This is a genomic window from Halosimplex marinum (genome assembly GCF_051414075.1).
GTDB classification, from domain to species: Archaea; Halobacteriota; Halobacteria; order Halobacteriales; family Haloarculaceae; genus Halosimplex; species Halosimplex marinum.
Genome location: NZ_JBLKNY010000003.1, coordinates 1,080,167 through 1,102,138, shown reverse-complemented (window position 1 = coordinate 1,102,138; position 21,972 = coordinate 1,080,167). Strand labels below are relative to the sequence as shown.

The 21,972-nt window shown below is 71.5% G+C and carries 17 protein-coding genes; 7 read left to right on the top strand and 10 right to left on the bottom strand.

The annotated features are described in order from the left end of the window. Window positions 1-142: 142 nt before the first annotated feature. Complete coding sequence (locus tag ACMGFI_RS06535) at window positions 143-1,111, top strand: transcriptional regulator (RefSeq protein ID WP_436908296.1); 969 nt, start codon at window positions 143-145, stop codon at window positions 1,109-1,111. Between the two features lie 79 nt (window positions 1,112-1,190). Here ACMGFI_RS06535 and ACMGFI_RS06530 read toward each other — a convergent pair whose 3' ends face one another. Beyond that, on the bottom strand, window positions 1,191-2,300 hold the full coding sequence (locus ACMGFI_RS06530) for a halocyanin domain-containing protein (protein WP_436908295.1): 1,110 nt from the start codon (window positions 2,298-2,300) through the stop codon (window positions 1,191-1,193). A 162-nt stretch (window positions 2,301-2,462) separates the two neighbouring features. On the opposite strand from ACMGFI_RS06530, the gene nirK reads away from it, so the two are divergent. The 4 genes from nirK to ACMGFI_RS06510 all read left to right on the top strand — a co-directional run bounded on the left by nirK (window position 2,463) and on the right by ACMGFI_RS06510 (window position 5,739). After that, complete coding sequence (gene nirK, locus ACMGFI_RS06525) at window positions 2,463-3,548, top strand: copper-containing nitrite reductase (RefSeq protein ID WP_436908292.1); 1,086 nt, start codon at window positions 2,463-2,465, stop codon at window positions 3,546-3,548. A 96-nt stretch (window positions 3,549-3,644) separates the two neighbouring features. Further along, a complete protein-coding gene (locus ACMGFI_RS06520) occupies window positions 3,645-3,773 on the top strand; it encodes a hypothetical protein (protein WP_436908291.1) in 129 nt (42 codons plus the stop codon). A gap of 125 nt (window positions 3,774-3,898) precedes the next feature. Beyond that, window positions 3,899-4,105, top strand: coding sequence for a cold-shock protein (locus ACMGFI_RS06515; RefSeq protein WP_008418277.1), 207 nt, complete (start codon window positions 3,899-3,901; stop codon window positions 4,103-4,105). 215 nt (window positions 4,106-4,320) lie between these two features. Next, window positions 4,321-5,739: a UDP-N-acetyl glucosamine 2-epimerase gene (locus ACMGFI_RS06510; protein ID WP_436908288.1), complete on the top strand. Its 1,419-nt coding sequence runs from the start codon at window positions 4,321-4,323 to the stop codon at window positions 5,737-5,739. Window positions 5,740-5,770: 31 nt separating this feature from the next. Here ACMGFI_RS06510 and ACMGFI_RS06505 read toward each other — a convergent pair whose 3' ends face one another. Next, entirely contained in the window at window positions 5,771-6,019 is a 249-nt protein-coding gene (locus ACMGFI_RS06505; protein ID WP_436908286.1) for a glutathione S-transferase N-terminal domain-containing protein, read from the bottom strand. Window positions 6,020-6,340: 321 nt separating this feature from the next. Between ACMGFI_RS06505 and ACMGFI_RS06500 the strand changes: the two genes are divergently transcribed. Beyond that, the gene (locus tag ACMGFI_RS06500; RefSeq protein ID WP_436908285.1) at window positions 6,341-7,858 is read left to right on the top strand and encodes a BGTF surface domain-containing protein; all 1,518 of its coding nucleotides are present in this window, start codon (window positions 6,341-6,343) and stop codon (window positions 7,856-7,858) included. A 305-nt stretch (window positions 7,859-8,163) separates the two neighbouring features. On the opposite strand, the gene ACMGFI_RS06495 is transcribed toward ACMGFI_RS06500, so the two are convergent. The 5 genes from ACMGFI_RS06495 to pyrE form a co-directional block, all read right to left on the bottom strand. After that, window positions 8,164-8,772, bottom strand: a complete 609-nt coding sequence (locus tag ACMGFI_RS06495; protein WP_436908849.1) for an ArsR/SmtB family transcription factor — start codon at window positions 8,770-8,772, stop codon at window positions 8,164-8,166. Between the two features lie 636 nt (window positions 8,773-9,408). Beyond that, window positions 9,409-10,689, bottom strand: a complete 1,281-nt coding sequence (locus ACMGFI_RS06490) for a S8 family serine peptidase (RefSeq protein WP_436908283.1) — start codon at window positions 10,687-10,689, stop codon at window positions 9,409-9,411. An 80-nt stretch (window positions 10,690-10,769) separates the two neighbouring features. Then, window positions 10,770-11,030, bottom strand: a complete 261-nt coding sequence (locus tag ACMGFI_RS06485; RefSeq protein WP_135364774.1) for a hypothetical protein — start codon at window positions 11,028-11,030, stop codon at window positions 10,770-10,772. Window positions 11,031-11,091: 61 nt separating this feature from the next. After that, window positions 11,092-13,083, bottom strand: a complete 1,992-nt coding sequence (thrS, locus tag ACMGFI_RS06480; RefSeq protein WP_436908281.1) for a threonine--tRNA ligase — start codon at window positions 13,081-13,083, stop codon at window positions 11,092-11,094. A 331-nt stretch (window positions 13,084-13,414) separates the two neighbouring features. Then, window positions 13,415-13,972: an orotate phosphoribosyltransferase gene (gene pyrE, locus ACMGFI_RS06475; RefSeq protein WP_436908280.1), complete on the bottom strand. Its 558-nt coding sequence runs from the start codon at window positions 13,970-13,972 to the stop codon at window positions 13,415-13,417. 202 nt (window positions 13,973-14,174) lie between these two features. On the opposite strand from pyrE, the gene glmM reads away from it, so the two are divergent. After that, entirely contained in the window at window positions 14,175-15,551 is a 1,377-nt protein-coding gene (glmM, locus tag ACMGFI_RS06470; RefSeq protein WP_436908278.1) for a phosphoglucosamine mutase, read from the top strand. A gap of 99 nt (window positions 15,552-15,650) precedes the next feature. On the opposite strand, the gene ACMGFI_RS06465 is transcribed toward glmM, so the two are convergent. The 3 genes from ACMGFI_RS06465 to ACMGFI_RS06455 form a co-directional block, all read right to left on the bottom strand. Then, window positions 15,651-16,004, bottom strand: coding sequence for a VOC family protein (locus tag ACMGFI_RS06465; protein ID WP_436908277.1), 354 nt, complete (start codon window positions 16,002-16,004; stop codon window positions 15,651-15,653). 193 nt (window positions 16,005-16,197) lie between these two features. Continuing rightward, entirely contained in the window at window positions 16,198-16,986 is a 789-nt protein-coding gene (locus ACMGFI_RS06460) for a class I SAM-dependent methyltransferase (protein WP_436908275.1), read from the bottom strand. Window positions 16,987-17,074: 88 nt separating this feature from the next. Next, complete coding sequence (locus ACMGFI_RS06455; RefSeq protein ID WP_436908273.1) at window positions 17,075-21,868, bottom strand: PAS domain S-box protein; 4,794 nt, start codon at window positions 21,866-21,868, stop codon at window positions 17,075-17,077. Between the last annotated feature and the right edge of the window lie 104 nt (window positions 21,869-21,972).

The window sequence follows — 21,972 nt, the reverse complement described above, 5'->3', positions numbered from 1 at the left end:
AGGGGCCGTAACGCGGTCGCGGACAAACGGGTTTCGACCGGAAAATTCTATATCAATCTATCGGTCGGCGTGAAAAAACGGGGCGCAGGGCGGGTCTACGGGGGCACAACGCATATATGCGAAGACCTACTTACATCACACCATGTCACGGTCGGCACTGGTCGGCAACGTCACCGCGATGTTGGAGGACGCGGGCTTCGTGGTGAGCGAGCGCTGCGCCATCCGGCCGAAGAGTTTCGACGTCGCGGCCCGCCGCGGGGAGGAGGTCCTCCTCGTGAAGATCCTCGGCAACATCGACGCGTTCGACGGCCACACCGGCGCCGAGATGCGCCGGCTGGGCACGTACCTGGGCGCCACGCCGATGGTCATCGGCCTCCGGACGCGCGACGAGGAGCTCAAACCGGGCGTCACCTACTTCCGCCACGGCGTCCCGGTGCTCTCGCCCGACACCGCCATGGATCTGTTCGTCGAGGAGGTCCCGCCGCTCATCTACGCGGCGCCCGGCGGCCTCTACGTCAACATCGACAGCGAAGTCCTCGCGGACGCCCGCGAGGACCGCGACTGGTCGCTGGGGCGGCTGGCCAGCGAACTCGGCGTCTCCCGGCGGACCGTCTCGAAGTACGAGGACGGCATGGACGCCTCGGTCGAGGTGGCCAGCCAGCTCCAGGAGCTGTTCGACGCGCCGCTCACCTCGCCGGTCGAGGTGCTCGACGGCGCCGAGGAGGTCCGCGAGGACGAGGAGACGCCCGACGACCCCGAGGTCGACCCCGAGGACGAGCCCATCGTCGCCGTCCTCACCCGCGTCGGCTTCGACGTGCATCCCACCGACCGGGCGCCGTTCAAAACCGTCAGCGAGAACGAGCGCCGCGAGGAGGAGATGCTGACCGGCCACTCCGAGCTCACCAAGACCGCCGAGAAGCGCGCCCGCATCATGTCCTCCGTCGGACGGGTCACCCGGACGCGCTCGGTGTACGTCGTCGAGCGCGCCACCCGCGAGTCCGTCGAGGGCACCGCCATCGTCGAGGAGTCGGAGATGGAGAACATCGAGGAAGCCGACGAACTGCGGGACATCATCCGCGAGCGGGCCGACCCCGAAGGTAGCTCCGCGTAGGCGAGCGGTTCGAAATTCTCCGGTCACGCGTCCCGTGAGCCACGGGTCCCGAACTCCGACAGAAACGGGGTCTGAGCGTTCAGTCCGCCGGTTGGTGGGGGCCGCGGCGCCGGCGGTCGTCCTCGTCGTCCTTGCGCCTGTTCGCGACGACCTGACTGGCGACGAACGGCGCGGCGACGATGGCGCCGGCCAGCCCCCACAGCGAGGTCTCGAAGAGGTCGATCCCGGCGCCGCTCCCGGACGCTCCGGCGGGGTCGCCGACGACGACGGCGCCTCTCATCCCGGCGGCCTCGTGGGGCGTGCAGGCGTACTTCACGACGCCCTCGCCGTCGAGTTCGAGCGCGTAGGTGTCACCTTCCGAGCCCTGCATCGCGCTCTGGAAGTCGTGGGACTCGCCGGCGACGTTGTGCTGGCCGCCCTTGCCCGTCCACTCCCAGACGACCGTCGTCCCGGGGTCGACCCGCACCGCCGCGGGACTGAAGGCGAACGGGCCGCCGTTGCCCTCGGCGCCCACTTCGATGGTGACCTCCTCCTGACCGGTCCTGTCGACGGTGCCGTCGTAGTTGCCGACGCCGTCGAACCAGCCGTCGTAGTCGGGTTCGGCGAACTCGCCGCCTCCGCCGGAGCCGCCCCCGCCGGAATCGCCGGAACCGCTCGTCTCGTTGCCGGTGCCGCCCCCGCCGGCGGCGGTCCCGGTCGAACTCCCGCTGGAGACGGTCACGTCGGCGTCGCCGACGACGACCGCCCCCTTCATGCCCATCGTCTTGTGCGGGACGCAGGCGTACTTCGAGACGCCCTCGCTCTCGAAGGTGTGGCTGAACGTGGCACCCGCTTCCGAGATCATCTCGCTCCCGTAGCTGCCGTCCTCGGCGACGACGTTGTGGGGCGTCCCCTCGCCGGTCCACTCCCAGACGACTTTCGTCCCCGGGTCGACCCGGACGGCCGCGGGCCCGAACGCGAAGGCGCCGTTGTTGCCCTGGACGCCGACCTCGACGGTGACCTCGCTCTTGCCGGTCTCGTCGACGACGCCGTCGGCGTTGCTCACGTTCGAGAACCAGTCGGTGAGATCCGTCGACTGGGCGGCCGCCGGCCGCGCCCCCGTCGCGGCGAGCCCGCCGGCCGTCGCCCCGATAGCGAGGGTCTTCATGACCGTCCGCCGCCCCTCGTCGATACCGTCGTCCGTGCTCATACACGTCGATTACCGCCTTTTCCAAATAACCCCCCTCGGGCGTTCCCGGAGACTGAGAACTCCGGCGGGTGTCGGCGAACGTGTTCGGCCAGCCCCTCTCGGGGCGGGAACCCGCGGCCCCCTTATCCCCGTGCTGGCCCCACGTCCGGATGTGAACCGGCCATGACCCCCAAATCCACCCGTCGGACGTTCCTGAAGACCGGCGCCGCGGCGGGCGCCGCGGCCGTCGCCGGCTGTGCCGGCGAGATCCCCGAAGACAGGGTCACCGTCACGGAGGTCGACAGCGAGCCGCGGTCGCTGGACGCCCCGAAGGAGCCGACGGTCGACCGGGTCGCCGCCGACCCGACGGCCGTCCCCGACCCCGTCGACCGCGAGGAGTCCGCCACGGTCGAGGCCGAACTCACCACGCGGGAGGTGACCGCCGAGATCGAGGACGGCGTCACCTTCGAGTACATGACCTTCGACGGGCGGATCCCGGGCCCGATGATCCGCGCCCGCGTCGGCGACACCGTCGACCTGACGCTCCACAGCGCCGAGGGCAACCGGATGCCCCACAACGTCGACCTGCACGCGGTGCGCGGGCCGGGCGGCGGCGCCGAGGCGACGACGGTCAACCCCGGCGAGACCGAGCGGGTCCGGTTCAAGGTGACCTACCCCGGCGCCTTCATCTACCACTGCGCCGTCGCCAACATGGACTACCACATCTCCGCGGGGATGTTCGGCATCATCCTCGTCGAACCCGAGGACGGGCTCCCCGAGGTGGACCGGGAGTTCTACCTCGGCCAGCACGAGGTCTACACCGACGGCGAGGCCGGCCAGGAGGGCCACCACACCTTCGACATGGGCGCGATGGCCCGCGAGGAGCCGACCTACGTGCTGATCAACGGCGAGAAATACGCCGTCACGCCGGACAACTACGGCGCGATGGCCGCCGAGACGGGCGAGACCGCCCGCGTCTACTACTGCGTCGGCGGCCCGAACCTCGCCAGCTCCTTCCACCCCATCGGGAGCGTCTGGGACGAGGTCTACCCACAGGGCGGGCTCGGCGGCCGGCCCCAGCGGAACATCCAGACCACGCCGGTCCAGCCCGGGAGCACCGCCATCGCCACGATGCACTACCCCGTCCCCGGCCCGATCAAGCTCGTCGACCACTCGCTGTCGCGGGTCGCCCGCAAGGGCGCGCTGGCGGTGGTCGGCGTCGAGGGCGACGAGAACCCCGAGGTCTTCGACCCCGAGCCTGAAGCCTGAGGGGGATCGGTCGGGGCTCTCGCCGCTGACGGGGTTCTGACGGCCTGGCGATACAGTTACGTGAATCGGCATCGAACTTACAGTGGGGTGTCAGCAGTGACAGCGCAGTCCCGTCTCCCCCGAGGTGCGGTCGCGCTCGCCATCGTCGCCGTCGTCGTCGCCGTCCTCGCGCCGCTGGCCGCGCTGAAGTACGTCTCGCCCGAGCGGCTCTGGCGCGGGCTGTAGGCGGCGACTCGCTCTCGTCGCGCGCGACGACCGTTGTCGGGCTCGCGCCGCGAGTGAACGACGAGAGTCGTGGTACCTCGACCCTCGGAAGGGTTATCCCCCATCCAGCCCTCCGTTCGTTTGTAATGGCAAACGGTAAGGTTGACTTCTTCAACGACACTGGCGGCTACGGTTTCATTTCGACTGACGACGGCGACCTCGACGACGACGAAGACGTGTTCTTCCACATGGAGGACGTCGGCGGCGAAGACCTCACGGAGGGGACCGAGGTCGAGTTCGACATCGAGTCCTCGCCCAAGGGGCCTCGCGCGGCGAACGTCGTCCGGCAGTAACCTGAGCACGACTGCCGTTCACACCGGCAGACTCCGATTCCGATTTTTCGGACGGTTACGGGCCCGAGCTGACGTTATCTGTGCCCTGAACTGAGCAGCGGCCGACCGAAACGAGGCTTCTCCGGTCGCGGCTGCACGGGAGCGACCCGGGGAAGCCACGCCGGCGAAAGGACGGATGTCGAAACCGACAAGCGGCGTCCGGCGAGAGAGCGGGTATGGACGCAGACCCGACGATCTACGACGACCGGCTCGCCGCGGAGATGGACCGCGGCGAGTTCGTCCTCGCGGTCGTCACAGCGACCAAGCCGGACTTCTACAAGCAGGCGCCGGTCGTCGCCGCGGCCCGCGAGCGGGGCCTGCCCTGCTTCGTGGTCCACACCGGCCAGCACTACGACGACCTGCTCGGCCACGGCCTCGAGGAGTACGATCTGGAACCCGCGATCGCCGCCGACCTGGGGATCCGCGGCGACCTGACGGAGAAGACCGCTCAGACGATGCTCGCGGTCCGCCAGTTCGCCGAGCGCCTGGCGGAGTGGCCCGACACGACCGTCCTTCCGCTGGTCCACGGCGACACCCACGCCGCCGCCGTCTTCCCGCAGGCCTGGCTGTTCGCCACTAACCAGGGGGTGGCACACAACGAGGCCGGTCTCCGCGGGATGGCCCCCGACTACGACGCCGTCCGCGGGGCGGCGGGGGCAGGATCGGACACCGGATCCGGCGCCGACCTCGACCCCGCTGCGCTCGTCGACGCCCAGTGGGACGGCGAGTGGTCGGTCGACCGCACCGAGCCGTTCCCCGAGCAGTACGACACGTTCGTCGGTTCGGCGGCCGCCCGCTACCAGTTCGCCCCCGTCGAACTCAACCGCGAACACCTCGAATCGGAGGGCTACCCCCGCGAGGTCGACGGTGACGAGCGGATCCCGGTCGTCGGCAACTCGGTCGTCGACGCCATCGAGATGAAGGCCGACCACGAGGGCGAGAGCGTCTTCGACGTGTATCCCGTGCTTGCGGAACGGGACGACTGGATCCGCGTCGACATCCACCGCCGCGCGAACCTCCTGCCCGGTCGCTTCCGGGCGCTCGTCGAGGGCGTGGTCGCCCTCGTCGAGGACGGCTACAACGTCAACTTCGTCGAGCTGAACGCCACGCGCCACGCGCTGGAGCGCCACGGCGACCGCGAGCGCCTCCGGCGGCTGGCCGACGAGCGCGAGAACTTCCTGTTCACCGGCCTCTGGAAGAAACACGCCCACGTCTACGAGTTCCTCCGCTCCGGGCAGTGTCTCGCGGAGCTGACCGACTCGGGCAGTATGCAGGAGGAACTGAACCACATCGACGAGGCCTGCTGTCTGACCGCCCGGTTCAACACCGACCGCCCGGAGACGGTCTTCGACGCCGAGACGAACCTGCTCGTCCCGCCCGTCTCCGGCGAGTTCGTCCACGAGATGGTCACGCACGTCCTCGAAACCCCGGCCGTGCGCGAGCGCCTCCAGTCGGGCCCCGACCTCTACGGCGAGAACGTCGGCGAGCGCATCGTCGACTTCCTCGCCGAGCGCCGCGACGCCGACGTCTTCGAGTGGTCCCACGAACGGCAGGGGTTCGACGGCCTCGACGCGGGATCGGTCGACTACCTGTAGCGTCGAGGCGGCGAAAAATGACCGGTGAAACCTAGCTCCCGTACTCTGCTTCGAGGTACTCGACGATGTCGTCGCTCTCGGGCATCCCCTCGACGTCGTTCTCGGGGTCGACGAGGACGGGGACGCCCGTCTGACCGCTCACTTCCTCGACCTCGGTCCGCTCGGAATGGGAGCGCGGGACCATGTGCGACTCGTAGTCGAGGTCGAGTTCGTCGAGCTTGGTCTTGACCTTCGCGCAGTAGGGACAGCCTTCGAGTTCGTACAGTTCGAGGTTCGCCATCACCGACGAGTCGGGACTCGACGGCCAAGAGCCCACCGGTCGTGTGTACCGGCCGCGCAGGGCCGTCCGCCGGGCCGAACCCCGTCCGTCGTCCGCGGGGCGCCGGCCCGGGACGTCCCGGCCCGTCGCTCAAAGCCAGGTTGAAGCTTACGGGAACGGTATTTGTGCGCCGACCGACGCTCCGAGTGCGATGACCGAGGACTGCCACCCTGACCGGTCGCCCGCGACCGGCCCCTCCGAACGACGCATCGCCCGCAGACAGCCCCGCGACAACCGCCCGCGGGGTCCCACCGTCCGCCCGCGTTCGACGGGGGTGGTCGCGTGACCGCCGCCGCCGCCGCTCGCGGGCTCTCCGCGCGCGTTCGCCGCGGCGGCCGCTCCGCCCTGGTCGCGCTCCTCGTCGCGACGCTGGTCACCAGCCCGCTGGCGGGGGTCGTCGCCGCCGGCGCCCCGGCGACCCCGTCGTTCGAGGAGACGATCACCACGGCACGACAGGGCGAGACGGCCGAGATCACCATCAACGCGACCGGCTCCGAGGGTGACGGCATCCGGTTCGCGGTCGGTGACGCCGACGCCGACGACCAGAACTTCGAGGCGCGCGCGACGGTCGCCGACGCCGACGGCGACGGGACCGTCGTCGTCCGCTTCGACACGGCGGCGGTCGACGAGGGCGGCCCCGAGTCGTACCTCACCGTCGCCGACGGCGACGCCATCGACAACCGGACCGAACTCGCGGGCACCGACGACCCGCTCGCGCCGACGGCCTACGACCTCTCGCTGGGCGACCCCGCCGACCCGGCCGCCATCGGCACGCTGGCGCTGTTGAGCGCTGACGGCGAGTCCGCGGAGGACGACGGCAGCGACGGGGCCGACGGGAGCGACGAGACGGCGACGCCGCGCCCGCTGCACGACGGGACGACCGTCGACACGAACGGCGACGGCAAGGTCGTCGTCGACGCGGCCGCACAGCAGACGATCACCGGGGAGACGACGCTCGACCCCGGGACGACGCTGTCGGTCCGGGTGACCTCCCGCTCGTCGTCCTCGCCGTTCCTCATGCAGGTCGAGACCACCGTGGACGACGACGGAACCTTCGCCGCGTCGTTCGACTTCGGTGACGTGTCGGCCGGTACGCCCTTCGAGGTGACCGTCCGCGGCGACGGCGAGGGGCTCGCCGAGGCCTACGGCCGCGTCACCGACTGCGAGGGCGACTGTCCGACCGCGACGCCCGCGGGCGGCGAGGGATCGACCGCGACGCCGCTAGACGCCGACGGCGTCGGCGTCCAGGGTGTCACCCAGGTCACCAGGGGCGACGTGGCGCGGATCCCCGTCGCGTTCGGTGACGCCGAGGCGCTGACCGTCACGCTCGGCGACGAGGCGGAGGTCAACTACGAGACGACCGCCGTGATCCGCGACACGAACGGCGACGACCGCGCGGTCGTGGCCGTCCGGACGGGTGCCACCGACGACGCCGACCGGCCCGCGCTGGCCGTCGCCGAGGCCGGCGAGGTCCGGCCGGCGAACGTCACGAGCGAGACGACGCTCGACAGCCCGCTCGACCCCTTCGACTACGACGTGGCCGTGTCGGCCGGCGCCGGTGCGGACGGCGAGCCCGACGCCATCGGGACGCTCGTCATCATGCCCGACGACGGCGCGGGCAGCGCGGGCGGCGACGCCTCGACGGCCACCGCCGACGACCCGCCCGCCGGACCCGACGGCGCGACGGTCGCCGCCGCCGGCGGCTCCGGCTCCCTCCTCACCGGCCTCGGCGCGCTGGCGGTGGGCGGCCTGATCGCCTTCGGCGGCGTCGCCCTGTTCCTCGGCTTCGTCCGGGGCTGACCCCCGTCCGGTTCGCACGTCCCACCGCTTCGGACCCGTTTTCGATTTCAGTTCTCCGCCACCGTTTCCGGGCACCGCGACTGTTCTCCGAGTTCTCACGGTTCCTCACTACTGTCGCAGCCGTCGTCACACTCACCGCCGTCGTCGCTGTCGCCGCTGTCGACGGTCGCCGCTGTCGACGGTCGATGCTGTCGACGGTCGCCGCTGTCGACGCTCGTCGCGCGCAGGTGCCGGCCGTACCCGTCGCTGTCGGTGTGAGAAACGTCGGCGGTCGGGGCGTGGCGCCTCCCGATCGAGGCGTGGGCCTACCGGTCGAGCGCCAGGGCCGCCAGCGCGGCGACCGCGAGACAGACGAAGAAGAAGAGGACGCCGGGCTCGACCACGTCGAAGACGAGCCAGGCGAGCGAGCCGGGCTCGCCGACGGTCGCGTTGGGGCTGGCCGGGCCGGCGCCGGCGCCGCCGATGGAGGGCCGGGCGACCCGTTCGGCGCCCCACTGGACGAGCAGGGCGCCGACGCCGAGCAGGCCGATCCCGCCGACCACGTCGGTCAGCGTCCGCTGGACGCGCGGGCGGACCTCCTCGTTGCCGACGATCACCAGCGGGTCGCTCGCCGGCCCGTAGACGGTCATCTCGTTGCCCTTCTCGGAGTAGCGCGTGTCGACGGGCTCGACCAGCCCGGCCGCTTCGAGGTTCGAGACGTGGTAGTGGACGTTCTGGACCGACGTGTCGACCGCGTCGGCGATCTCCGAGGCGGTGCGCGGGCGCTCGAACAGCGCCCGGTAGACCGCCCGCCGGGTGTCCGTCGCGAGCGCGTCCAGCACGTCGTCGGTCTCCTCGCCCTCGACGTCGAGGACCCGCAGTCGCTCGTCGCTGGTCGCCGTCCGGTCCTGGATGCGGTCGATGAGCCCCGACATCTCCTGTTCGATCCTTTCGTCCCTGTTCATATAGCCCTACCCGAAGGTTAAATCCCGCTTTGAACGGTCGGTGTCTTGCGATTCGGTGGTGGTCGGTGTGAGGGTGTGGGGCCCATCTCTGTCGGCTGTGTCGTGGTTCGTATTCGGTTCGTAGCAGTCGGTCGGCTCGCACTCGATAGTGTCCGCTGAGAGCCCTCGGCGCGCTCGCTCTGGGCCGGATCGACCGTATTCGACAGCAGGCGCTGAAAGCCCTCGGCGCGCTCGCTCACGGGTCGCTACGCTCTCCGTTCGCGTTGTCGAGGCGCTCCCTTCGGTCGCGTCTCGCTCTCGCGGTCGCTGAGCGACATACCCTCGCGGCCGGAGGCCGCTTCGGGTAGGGGTCGCTCAGGCGACTGAACTGAACGCGAGCGCGCCTCGCCCTTTCAGTCCGCCAGGAACCGCAACCGCACCGCACAGCACCGCAAACGGGCCACGAACCTCCCCAGCCGATTCGCTCCTGTCGTCGCTCATCCCTCGCGCGGCTCCGGTCGCGCGCATGAAAGCGCGCGACAGCGCGCGCCGACCGCACCGCTCGTCGGGTCGACCGCTTCGAACACTCCTTCAATCGTGACGCGACGCCTGCCGTGGGAGTCTCCCTCAGCCGGTGGCGTTGGCGGGGACGTCGACGGCGCGGCCGGGGACGACGAGTCCGTTGCCGGCGACGGGGTCGGTGCCCGTCGGGCCCACGTCCTCGGCCGTCCGTTCGAGGCGGAGTTCGACCGCGCGGGGCGAGCGGTCGGGGTCGGCGTCGAGGACGAGCGCGGCGAGGCCGCCGACGTACGGCGTCGCGGCGGAGGAGCCGACCAGCGGCTCGTCGTACCCCCCGATTTCGTGTCGAGCGGGCGCGACCACGTCGACGCCGAGGCGGCCGTCGGCGGTGGGGCCCCTGGAACTGTAGGGTTCGACGCGGCCGGCGGCGGGGTCGTAGGCGCCGACGCCGATCACGCCGCGGCCGGTGGCCGGGGCGGCGACGCTCTCCGCGGGGCGGGTCCGCTGGAAGCGGTGGGTCGGCGACGAGAGGCGGACCCGCGCGCCGGTGGCGTTCGGCGGGCCGCGGACGACGACGTAGTACGTGCCGCCCTGCAGTCGGGCGTTGATCCGGGCGTTGGGGACGCCGTCGCCGGGGAACGGCTCCGAGCGGGCGACCAGCGTGCGCTCGCCGTCGTCGGTCCGGTAGAGTTCGGCGACGAAGGTCCGGTTGGCGTGCGCGCGGTCCCAGGCGAGCCAGATCCGCGCCTCGCTCCCGCGGCCGGCGAGGTAGTTGCGCGTCGACTCGCCGAACCGCAGGCGGCCGTCGTCGGGGTCGCCGTAGCGCCCCGCCCAGTGGCCCCGGGCGAGGTTGCCCGTCGGCGCGACGAAGACGACGCCCTGCCGGCGGGCCCACTCGCCGAGTCGCGCGACCGTCGAGGTGCCGTCGCCGGGGCGGCCGTAGAACGAGACCGGGGCGACGACCACGTCCACGTCGGCGGTGACGAGCCACGTCACAGCCCGCCGGAAGCCGGTCGTGTCGTCGAAGGTGGCGAGCCGGAGGTCGGCGTCGGGAGCGGTGCGCGCGACGACGGCGGCGGTGGCGGTGCCGTGGCGGTTGCGGCCGCCGTTCTCTACCGTCGCGCCGTCGCCGAACGCGCGGCTCTCGACTACCTGGCCGGCGATCGCCGGGTGGTCGGTATCGAAGCCGGTGACGCCGACGACGCCGACGGTGACGTTCCCGCCGGTGACGCCGGCGGCGTGGAGGCGCTGGAGGCCGCCGTCGGTCGGGTCGCTCTGGTCGGCGTCGGCGGGGGCGCCGGGGACCGACAGCGCGAGGGCGCCGATCGCGGCCAGCAGACACAGGAGGGCGACCGCGACGACCCCCAGCGCGCGGATGCGGGCGGGCATGGAGGGGGACTAGCGGGTGGTCGAATCGCGACGAGCAAAACGATACCGGTGTTCGGGCGTCTCGCCGTCGCTATCGGCGGTCACTCGGCGTCGGGACGGTCGGCCGGCCGGGGGTCGTCGCCCGCCCACGAGACGCCCGCCGCCAGCACCGAGAGGACTAGATACCCGACTGCGCCGACCAGAAGACCGGACGGGACTATCACGGTCACCGCGCCGGGCACGTAGTCGCCCCGCGGCAGCGCGTCGATCACCTCTCGGAGCTGGAGGGCGATCAGGCACAGGGGGATCGCGAGGACCGCGACGCCGCGCCGCACCGTCCGTCGGAGCGCGTCGGTCGCCATGCTCGCGGTGTGTGGCAGGCAGCGACAAAAACGGTCCGGGTCGGCCCGGACGCGTCCCCGACTACTCGTCGAGGAAGTCCGGTTCGAGCCGCTTCTCCGCCCGTTCGTCGCGGAGGTGCTCGCGGAACTCCTCGGGGTCGACGTCGCGGGCCTCGCGCTCGGCGCGGTCGCGGACGGAGACGGTGCCCGCTTCTTCCTCGTCGGGGCCGACGATGAGCATGTACGGGACGTTCTCGTCGTGGGCGGCGCGGATCTTCCGCTGGAGCGTGTCGTCGCCGTCGGCGACGGTCGCGCGGAAGCCCTCCTCCTCGAAGTCGTTGCGCAGGCGGTGAGCGTAACCGAGCACGTCCTCGTTCAGCGGGAGCACGCGCACCTGCTCGGGCGCGAGCCACAGCGGGAACCGGCCCGCGAAGTGCTCGATCATCACGCCCATGAACCGCTCGAACGTGCCGAGGAGGGCGCGGTGGATCATCACCGGGGTGTGCTCCTCGTTGTCCTCGCCGACGTAGACGAGGTCGAACCGCTCGGGCTGGACGAAGTCGAGCTGGACGGTGCCGACGGTCCACTCGCGGCCGATGGCGTCCTCGGCGTCGGCGGCGATCTTCGGCCCGTAGAAGGCCCCCTCGCCGGCCTCGAGTTCGTAGCCCTCGCCCAGCGCGTCGAGCGAACTCCGCAGGTCGCTCTCGGCGCGCTCCCACAGTTCGTCGTCGCCGAAGGAGTCGTCGGGCTGGGTCTCCAGCTTGAAGGTCACGTCCAGCCCGAAGTCGGCGAGCACGTCGTCGATCACTTCGAGCGTGCGGGTGACCTCGCCCTGGATCTGGTCGCGCGTGACGAAGGCGTGGCCGTCGTCCTGGGTGAACCCGCGGACGCGCAACATTCCGGAGAGTTCGCCGGAGCGCTCGTTGCGGTAGCAGGTGCCGAACTCGCAGTACCGCTTCGGGAGCTCGCGATAGGAGCGGCGCTCGCGCTGGTAGAGGTGGACGTGGTTGGCGCAGTTCATCGGCTTGAGGCCGTACTCGTCGGCCTCGTCGCCCTCGGTGCGGGCGCTGGCCTGGTCCCAGTGGAACATCTCGTCCTCCTCGCAGAAGTGCTCGTAGTGGCCCGAGGTCTTCCAGAGGTCGACCTTGTTGAGCTCGGGGGTCCAGACCTCCTCGTAGCCCAGTTCGTCGTTCTTCTCGCGGATGTACTCCTCCAGCTCGCGGCGGATCGCCATCCCGTCGGGGTGGAAGTGGACACAGCCCGGGGAGTGTTCGGGGATGGAGAAGAGGTTCATCTCCCGGCCGATGCGGCGGTGGTCGCGGCGCTCGGCCTCCTCCTTGCGCTCCCAGTAGTCCTCCAGGTCCGACTCCGACTCGAAGGCGGTGCCGTAGACGCGGGTGAGCCGCGGCTTGTCCTCGTCGCCGCGCCAGTTGGTCGCGGCGATCTCCCGGAGGTCGATGGCCCCGATCTCGCCGGTCGAGGCGACGTGGGGCCCGGCACACAGGTCCGAAAAGTCGCCCTGGGTGTAGAAGGACACCTCCTCGATGTCGTCGTCGGCGCCGCGGTCGCCCGCCGCGAGGTCCTCGAGGATCTCCTCCTTGTAGGGGTCGCCGGCGACCCGCTCGCGAGCCTCGTCGAGCGGGACCTCCTCGCGCTCGATGTCGAGGTCGTCTTCGACGATAGACTCCATCTCGGCGACCAGCTCGTCGAAGTCGTCCTCGTCGACGTCGACGCCGTCGAAGTCGTAGTAGAAGCCCTCCTCGGTGGGCGGGCCGGTGGCGAGGCTGGCGTCGGGGTACTCGCGGAGGACCGCCTGCGCGAGGACGTGTGCGGCCGAGTGGCGCATCACCTGCAGGTACTCGTCGGCCGAGGGGGTGACGATCTCGACGGCGGCGCCGTCGTAGACCGGTTCCTCCTTGGCGACGAGCTCGCCGTCGAGCTTGCCGGCGACGGTGTCGCTCCCGAGCCCCGGACCGATCTCGTAGGCCACGTCTTCGACTGTGGCGCCCGACGGAACGTCGAGCGTGCTTCCATCGGGCAGTTCCACCGTGATCGAGGATTCCTGCTGTGACATATCACTGACCTCCACCGCGCCACGCGCCGCTGTCCGGCAGCGAGCGACGAGCGCGAGAACGTGGCGGTGACTGGTTATGGGGCGCGAGGCCCGCCTGTAAAGCAGTCACCTGCCATCTTGCCCTCCGCTAACGCGCTATCGAATAAAAGCGTTGTGACGTGAACCGACTGCGCACCTCCGTGCGTGTGATTCACAGGCGTGTAGCGGCCGGATACCGCCGTCGATCGGTCGGTGAATTTCGCGGGATCCGAAATCGGGGCTCCCCGGTGTCAAGCGGTGCTGGCGTTGGAGACGCGGGCGTCGGAGAGCGTGGGAGTCGGGCGGTGCTGGCTCAGGCGACGTCTACATCTTCGGGCGCGTCGTCGAGCAGGTCCGAGGCGGTGACCAGGGATTCGAGTTCGAGGTCGTGGTCGGCGAGGTTCTCGGCGGCGCCCTCCTCGCGGTCGACGACGACGAGCACCCGGTTCACGACGGCGCCGGCCTCCCGCAACGCCTCGGCGGCGTCGACCGCGCTCTGTCCGGTCGTCGCGATGTCCTCCAGCACCACGACCTCCTCGCCCTCGGCCAGGTCGCCCTCGACGAGGTTGGCCGTGCCGTACTCCTTCTGTTGCTTGCGGACGATGACGTAGGGGTTGCCCGACTCGACGCTCGTGACCGCGACCAGCGGGACGGCGCCCAGCGCGACGCCGGCGAGTTTCGTCTCGCCGTCGGTCGTCCGCGCGAGGTGGTCGGCGAACGCCTCGGCGACCGCTTCGAGGGAGTCGGGGTCGGTCTCGAAGAGGTACTTGTCGACGTAGTAGTTGGAGGTACCGCCGTGGGAGAGTTCGAACTCCCCGAACTTGACGGCGTCGGCCGCGCGGAGCGCGTCGATGAGTCCCTTGGTGTCCATACCCCCGCTGTCGTCGGCCCGCGGTTTAGCCGGTTCGATACGCGGCGAGGGCCGCGCGCCGCGACCGGGGAACACCGGCCGGGGAGCCGCGGGTCGGCGGGCCGATGGGGCTTGCGAGGGCAAGGGAGCCGGCGGGCGCGCCCCTCCGGAGCGTCGCTCCGCTCCGGAACCACTATGCGGGCGGACCGCTGACTAGACCCCAATGAGGGTCTTCGGGTCAAGCGGCGTGCGCGGCGTGGTCAACGACGACCTCGCGCCGAGCGACGCCACGGACGTGGCGCAGGCGGCCGGCACCGTCTGGTGCGCCGGGGGCGCCGACCGCGTCGCGGTCGCCCGGGACACCCGCCGGACCGGGCCGATGCTCGTCGACTCGGTCGCCGGCGGCCTCGCCAGCGTCGGCGTCTCCGTCGACCGCCTCGGCGTCCTCCCCACGCCCGGCCTCCAGGCCTACGCCGAACGGGAGGGCGTCCCGGGCCTGATGGTCACCGCCTCGCACAACCCCCCCGAGTACAACGGCATCAAGCTCGTCGGCGCCGGCGGCGTCGAACTTCCCCGGGAGCGGCTCGAAGCCATCGAGACTCGCCTGCTCGACGAGACGCCTCGCCGCGTCGACTGGGACGAGACCGGGCGGAGCCGCCACGTCGACGGCGCCGCCCGCGCCTACGTCGACGAACTCCTCGCGGCGGTCGACCGCGACGCCGTCGCCGACGCCGACCTGACCGTCGCCGTCGACCCCGGCCACGGCGCCGGCTCGGTCACCAGCCCCGACTTCTTCCGCCGGCTGGGCTGTCGCGTCCGGACGATCCACGCCCAGCCCGACGGCCACTTCCCCGGCCGCGACCCCGAACCCGTCGAAGGGAACCTCGGCGACCTCCGGCGGTTCGTCCGGGCCACCGACGCAGATCTGGGCGTCGCCCACGACGGCGACGCCGACCGCGCCATCTTCGTCGACGAGCGGGGCGACCACGTCGAGGGCAGCGCCGCCTTCGCGGCGCTTGCCGCCGACGCGCTCGGCGAGGGCGACACCGTCGTCTCCGCCGTCAACGCCTCCCAGCGACTCGTCGACGTGGTCGAGGCGGCCGGCGCGGATCTCTCCCTGACGCCCATCGGGTCGACGTACATCGTCTCGCGCATCCGCGACCTGCTTGCGACCGGCGAGTCCGTCCCGGTCGCCGGCGAGGGCAACGGGGGTATCCTCTTTCCCGACTACCGGATCGCCCGCGACGGCGCCTACACCGCCGCGCGCTTCTGCGAACTGCTCGCCCGCCGCGGCGAGCCCGCCAGCGACGTGGTCGCCCGCTACGACGACTACGTGAACGTCCGCCGCGACGTGGCCTACGACAGCGAGCGCCAGCGCGAGGCCATGCTCGACGCCATCGAGCGCACTGCCGAGGAGTCGGTCGCCGAACTGGACACCACCGACGGCTACCGCCTCGACTACGGCGACGGCTGGGTGCTCGCCCGCCCCTCCGGCACCGAGCCCGTCGTCCGCGTCTACGCCGAGGCCCGCTCGGCCGACCGCGCCGAGGAGCTGGCCGACCGACTCCACGACGCCGTCTCCGGCATCCGCGTCGATTGATTGCGGGTTGGCCCCCTGTTTCGTGTCGAGCCGCGACACGCCGGCTGTCTGTGCCCGCCGTCACGCCGCCGCCGCCCGTCGTCACGCCGCCGCCCGTCGTCACGCCGAGTCGACGCTGAATATCTCGACGACGTTCCCCTCCGTGTCCCGGACCTGGAAACAGCGGTAGCCGTCCACGTCGACGACCCCGTGGACGACCTCGGGCGCCAGATCGGCGACGCGCTCGAACTCGGCGTCCGCGTCCGAAACCTCGAAGTTCGGGACGCAGTTGTCGCCGAACTCGACGGCCGCGCCGTCGGCGCCGGCGCGGTAGAGCCCGAAGTCGACGCCGTCGAACGCGAACGTCGAGAAGCGGTCGTCCGCCTGCGCGGGCGCCGCCCCGAACAGCTCCTCGTAGAAGTCGAGCGCCCGGTCCATGTCTTCGACGCCCACGTAGACAGTACTCAACCTCATCCGCGGCTCCGGATCTTGATCTTCCGTCGACATTACTGCCTCCCCGACCGGCTCGGGCATAACGGCCCGCCACGGCGCGGAAGTGAAACGTGGTTCGGGCCCGCGGCCGCCTCGCCGCGTCTCGGGGTCGGTTTCGGTGTCGTTCCACCCGAAACGGTACCCTTCGTGTCGTCCGGGGGCGCCCGTTCACCGCTCACTCGCGGACGGCGACGAACCGTAGCCGCCGGTAGTCGGCCGTCCACGTTCCGGAGTCGGCGTCGAACAGGTCCCCCCGGAGGCGGTCCTCGACGGCCGACACCACCGCCGCCCGCTCGCCGTCGTCCAGCCCGGCGAACAGCGAGTCGCCGAACACGTCGAGCCAGTCGGCCAGTCCCTCGCGGCCTCCGTCCAGCTCGGTCGGACGGTCGAACAGCCGCGCGAGTCGCACCTCGAAGCCCGCCCCCTCCAGCACGGCGGCGTGTTCGCCGACGGTCGGGAAGTACCAGGGGTGTTCGGCCTCGCGGCCGCGGTCGCGCAGTTCGGCGAGCGTCGCGTCGACGACGGCCGCGACGTTGCCCGTCCCGCCCAGCTCGGCCACGAAGCGGCCGTCCGGTTCCAGCAGGTCGGCCACCCGCTCGGCGACGGCGGGCTGGTCGGCGCGGGGGATCCAGTGCAGGGCGGCGTTCGAGAAGACGGCGTCGAACGACCGGTCCGGCGCGTACTCGCGGGCGTCGGCCACCTCGAAGCGGAGGGTCGGGTAGGTCTCGCGGGCGCGAGCGACCATCTCCGCCGCGGCGTCGACGCCGACGACCGCGCCCGACTCCCCGACCCGTTCGGCGATATCGGCGGTGAGATGGCCGGTGCCACAGCCCAGGTCGAGCACGCGCTCGCCCGGCGCCGGGTCGAGCAACTCGGCGACGGAGCCGCCGTACTCGTGGACGAAGCCGGTGTCGCGGTCGTAGGCGTCGGGGTCCCACTCGTTGGCGGACGAGCCGTCGGACATACCCGGAGTGGGACCCGCCGGGGTCTGAAGGTACCGGTGGTATGGGACCGGTCGACAGGGGATCCGCCGGCGGACCCCGGCGGACCGGTCAGTCCGCCCCGGACCCGGCGGCGGCGTGGTCCTCGAAGAGGCGTTCGAGCAGGCGCTGCTGGCCCACCCGGAGGTGGCGGTTGACGGTGGGCTGGCTCACGCCGAGCATCTCGGCGACGTCCTCGCCGGTGGAGGTGCGCGGCCACTCGAAGAAGCCGGCGTAGTAGGCGGTGCGCAACACCTCCAGTTGCCGGTCGGTCAGCGCGTCGAACGCCGACCCGGCCCGGCGGTCGTCGTCGGACCGCTCGACGGTCCGCCGGCTCGTCAGTTCGACGCTGGAGTAGGTCTCGCCGAGCATCTCGACGAACGCCCGCACGTCCGTCCCCGGCGACACGTCGACGACCGCCTCGACCACCTCGGGGTCGGCGCCGATCGACCGCGGGCTCGCCCCGTGGCGGACGAACTCGGCGGCGAGGGCGTCGCCGCCGACGGTCACCTCGAACAGCGCCTCGCCCGCCCCGCCGTCCGTGTCGGCGTCCGTCCCGTCGGCGTCACCGTCCCCCGCCGCCTCGGGCTCGCCGACCAGCCGGTAGTCCCGCACCGAGACCAGGTCGTCCAGCACGTCGGTGACGGCCGCGACCGGCGCGCCGCTCGTCGTCACGAACAGGCCGGTCTCCGACTCGGAGTGGGCTGCCAGCCCCTCGAAGGCGACGCGGCAGCCGGCCGCCCGGGCGAGCCGGCCCAGCACGTCGTCGTCGGCGTCGAAGCGCAGCGACAGCTCGACCCGCTGGTCGGTGTGCAGCGCCCGCTGGGTCTCGGCGGCGTTGATCGAGTGGGCGATGTTCTCGCCGAGCTCGGCGAACACCTCGCGTTCGAGGTCGCCGAAGTCGTCCGGTTCCGACGCGTACACCGTCAACACCCCGTAGAAGTACTCCTCGAAGGCCAGCGGAACGCTCACGACGGAGTGGAACTCCCGGGCGAGCGCGGCCTTGCGCCAGTCCTCGCGCTGGAGGTCGTCGACGACGTTGCCGACGACCGTCGGCGCCTCGGAGACGGCGGTCCGGACGGCCGGCTCGGCGGCCCCGCCGCCGGTCGCGAGGTCGACCGCGTCGAGGTACTCGGCGCCGTCGCCCGCCCAGGCGGTGGGTTCGACGCGCTCGCCGGCGGCGTCGAGGCCGCCGATCCACGCGAATGCCACGTCGTCGCTCTCGACGAGGCGGTCGCAGACTGCCGCCTCGATGGCCTCGCGGGACTCGGCCCGGATGAGCGACTGGTCGATCCGCCGGATCAGGTCGGTGATCCCGATCTGCCGGCGCAGGCGGGCGTTCTGCTCGGCGAGCTCGGCGTCCCGTTCCCGGAGCGTCCGCTCGCTGGCCAGCCGGTCGAACGCGGCCTCGGTGGTCGCGACGAGCGTCTCGGCCAGCTGGCGGGTCGACCCGCCGACCGCCCGGTCCTCGGTGGCGACGACGAACACGCCGTGGTCGCCGACGGGGACGAGCAGGCCGCCGCTGACCTCGGGGCCGAACACCCCCGACTCGGCGACGGTCCCGGTGTCGTCGAACACCGTCGGCGTCCCGGTGACGTAGGTGTTCCACAGGAGCGAGTCGGCGGCCCCGGCGCGGACGGGCTCGGCGTCGCAGAGCCGCTCGAACCCCTCCGAGCAGGCGACGGCGTCGAGCCGGTTGGCGCTGTCGTCGAGCAGGTAGACGGCGACGCCGGCCACGTCCAGCACCGACCGGGCGGTGTCGACGACGAGCTCGGCGGTCTCCTCGTCGGTCTCGACGCCGAGCAGCCCCCGCGTCGCCTCGTGGAGCGACTCCAGGGCGAGCTCGCGTTCCTTCTGCTCGGTGATGTCCTGGATCGAGCCGCGGACGCGGACGACCTCGCCGTCCTCGCGGACGGGCTCGCCGATGGCGCGCACCCAGCGGACCGACTCGTCGGTCCCGAGGCGCACCTCCATGTCGTAGCTCTCGCCGACCTCGACGGCCCGCCGGAAGTACTCCCGTATCCGCTCGCGGTCGTCGGGGTGGTAGAACTCGACGGCGGTCTCCACGTCGATGTCGGTGTCGGGCGAGACGCCGTGGAGCCGGTAGAGCTCGTCGGTCCAGGTCATCTCGGGCTCGTCGCCCGTCAGGTCCAGCTCCCAGCCGCCGATGGACGCGATGCGGCCGGCCTGCTGGAGCAGGTCCCTCGTCCGTTCGAGCTCGCGCTCGCGGGCCTTGCGCTCGGTGATGTCTTCGATGTAGCCGACGATCTCGGCGACTTCGCCCTCGTCGTCGCGGACGGGCGCCGTCGACAGCGAGATGTCGATGGGCTCGCCGTCCTTCCGGACGCGCTCGCGCTCGACGCCCGAGAACGACTCGCCGGCGAGAACGCGCTGGCGGACCTCGTCGTCGCCCTCGCGGTCGTCGGGCACCGCGGGGTAGGGCTCGCCCAGCACCTCCTCGGCCGACCAGCCGAAGATCTCCGCCATCGCGTCGTTCCACAGCGTGACCCGCCCCTCGGGGTCGGTCGCCACCACGCCCACCGGGGAGGTCTCGATGAACTTCTGCATCCGCTCTTTGGTCGCCCGCAGCTCGCGCTCGCGGGCCTTCCGCTCGGAGATGTCCCGGCCGACCCCGACGAGGACGGGGTCGCCGTCGGGGTTCTCGACGCGCGTGGCCACGAACTCGTAAGGGATCCGCTCGCCGTCGTCGGTCAGCACCGGCGCGTCGACGCGGCGGTCCGCCCCCGTCCGGAACACCGCGGCGATGGCCTCGGCGATCCGCTCGTGCTCGCTCTCGGGGAAAAACTCCGTCCCGTGCATCTCGTCGATCTCGGCGTCGTCGTAGCCGGTCACCTCGTTGAGGCTGTCGTTCCACCGCTGGATCCGGCCGGCGTCGTCGAACACGTAGAACACGTCGTCGATGGCGTCGAGGATCGCCTCGGTGTACTCGCGGTACTGTTCGAGCCGCTCGTTCGTCTCCTGCAGTCGCCGCTCGGCGGCCTTGCGCTCGGTGATGTCGCGGCTGATCCCCATCACCCCGACGACCTCGCCGTCCTCGTCGCGGTAGGGGTACTTGTAGTCGAGCAGGACCCGCTCGTCGCCGTCGACCGGCCGGACCACCTCCCGCGAGACCGGCTCGCCCGTCTCGAGGACCTGCCGGTCGTCCGCGCGGATGTCGGCGGCGGTCGCCTCGTCGAAGAGGGCGTCGTCGGTCTCGCCGGTGATCGCCTCGGTCGGCTTACCGAAGTTCGTCGCGGCCGCCTCGTTGACGAACCGGTAGCGGCCCTCGCGGTCCTTGATGTAGATGGGGTCCTCGGTGTTCTCGACGATGGCCTCGAGCTGTCGCTCGCGCTCCCTGCGCTCGGAGATGTCGCGGGCGATCCCGGCGATGATCCGCTCGCCGTCGGGGTCCTCGAGCGGCGAGGCGACGATCTCGAAGGGGACCGTCTCGCCGTCGCTCGTCTCGAAGCGCGCCTCCAGCGGGACGCCCGCCAGGTCCTCGATGTTCGCGATCCCGTTGCGGACCGCCTCGCGGTCGCCCTCGACGACGAAGTCGGTGGCGTGCATCCCGTCGATCTCGGCGTCGTCGTAGCCGCTCACCTCGGTCAGCGTCTCGTTCCACCGCAGCAGATTCCCGTCGGCGTCCAGCACGTAGAACACGTCGTCGATGGCGTCGAGGATCTCGTCGGTGAACTCGCGGTAGGCCTCCAGTTCCCGCTCGCGTTGCTTGCGCTCGGTGATGTCGTAGGAGATCCCGAACAGCCCGCGTACCTCCCCGTCCTCCCCGCGCCAGGGGACCTTCGTCGTGAGGTTCCACTTGTCGATGGACGGGATGTACTCCTCCTTGTCGAGGATGGGCTCGCCGGTCTCGATCACCCGGCGGTCGTCGGCGTAGGACTCCTCGGTGAACGGGTCGTCGAACGCCTCCCGGTCGGTCTTCCCGAGCAACCGGTCGGTGTCCCAGTCGTAGGACTCCTCGATGTAGGCCTCGCTCGCGCGGACGTGGCGCGCCTCGCTGTCCTTGACGTAGATGTTGACCGGGACCTGCTCGAAGATCGAGTCCAGCAGCGACGACTGCCGTTCGAGCTCCGCCTCCCGTTCGACGCGGTCGGTCACGTCCTCCTGGAAGCCGACGTAGTGGGTCACCTCGCCGTCGCCGTCCTCGACGGGCGCCAGCCGGACCCGGTTCCAGAACTCGGTGCCGTCCTCCCGGTAGTTGCGCAGTTCGACCGTCGCCTCCTCCTCGGCGTCGATGGCCGCCCGCAGCTTCGCGACTGCCGCCTCGTCGGTGTCCTCGCCCTGGAGGAACCGGCAGTTGCGCCCGAGACACTCGGACTCCTCGTAGCCCGTCAGCTCCTCGAAGCGCTCGTTGACGGCGACCAGCGGGTTGTCCGGCTCCGTCGCGTCGGCGACCGAAACCCCGACCGGCGCCGACTCGATGACCCGCTCCCGGAGGTGTCGCTCGCGCTCGCACTCCCGGAGGTCGTCGACCAGCCCCTCGACGGCCGCCGTCAGATCGCCCAGCTCCCCCTCGCGGTCGGTGTCGAAGGTCACGTCCTCGCCCTCGCGGGCCCGCTCGATGTCCGCGACCAGGTCGGCGATCCCGTCGTCGCCCGACGCCGCCAGCCCGACCAGCCCGGTCCCCAGGAGCCCCGCGAGCGGGCCGAGCGACCGCGGTGACGGCACTCCCCCGACGGCGAGACAGGCGATCGTCGCGGCGAGCGCGACCGCTGCGAGCGCACCGAGCGCGCGGCGGCGAGCGCGCGGCGGCCCCCTGTCACGCCCGTTGACCGCCGTTGCCGTGCGGTTCCCCCTGTTCGCGACGCCCCGTCCCGGGTCGGCGTCGCGCGTCGAACCAGCGTCCATTGGCGGCCATTGCGAGGGCGCGCAATTAACGGTTGGTTTCCGCTGACCGACACGTCTCGGACCGGACCCGGGGCTGGCGGACCTCCCGCGGCGGTGACTCGATA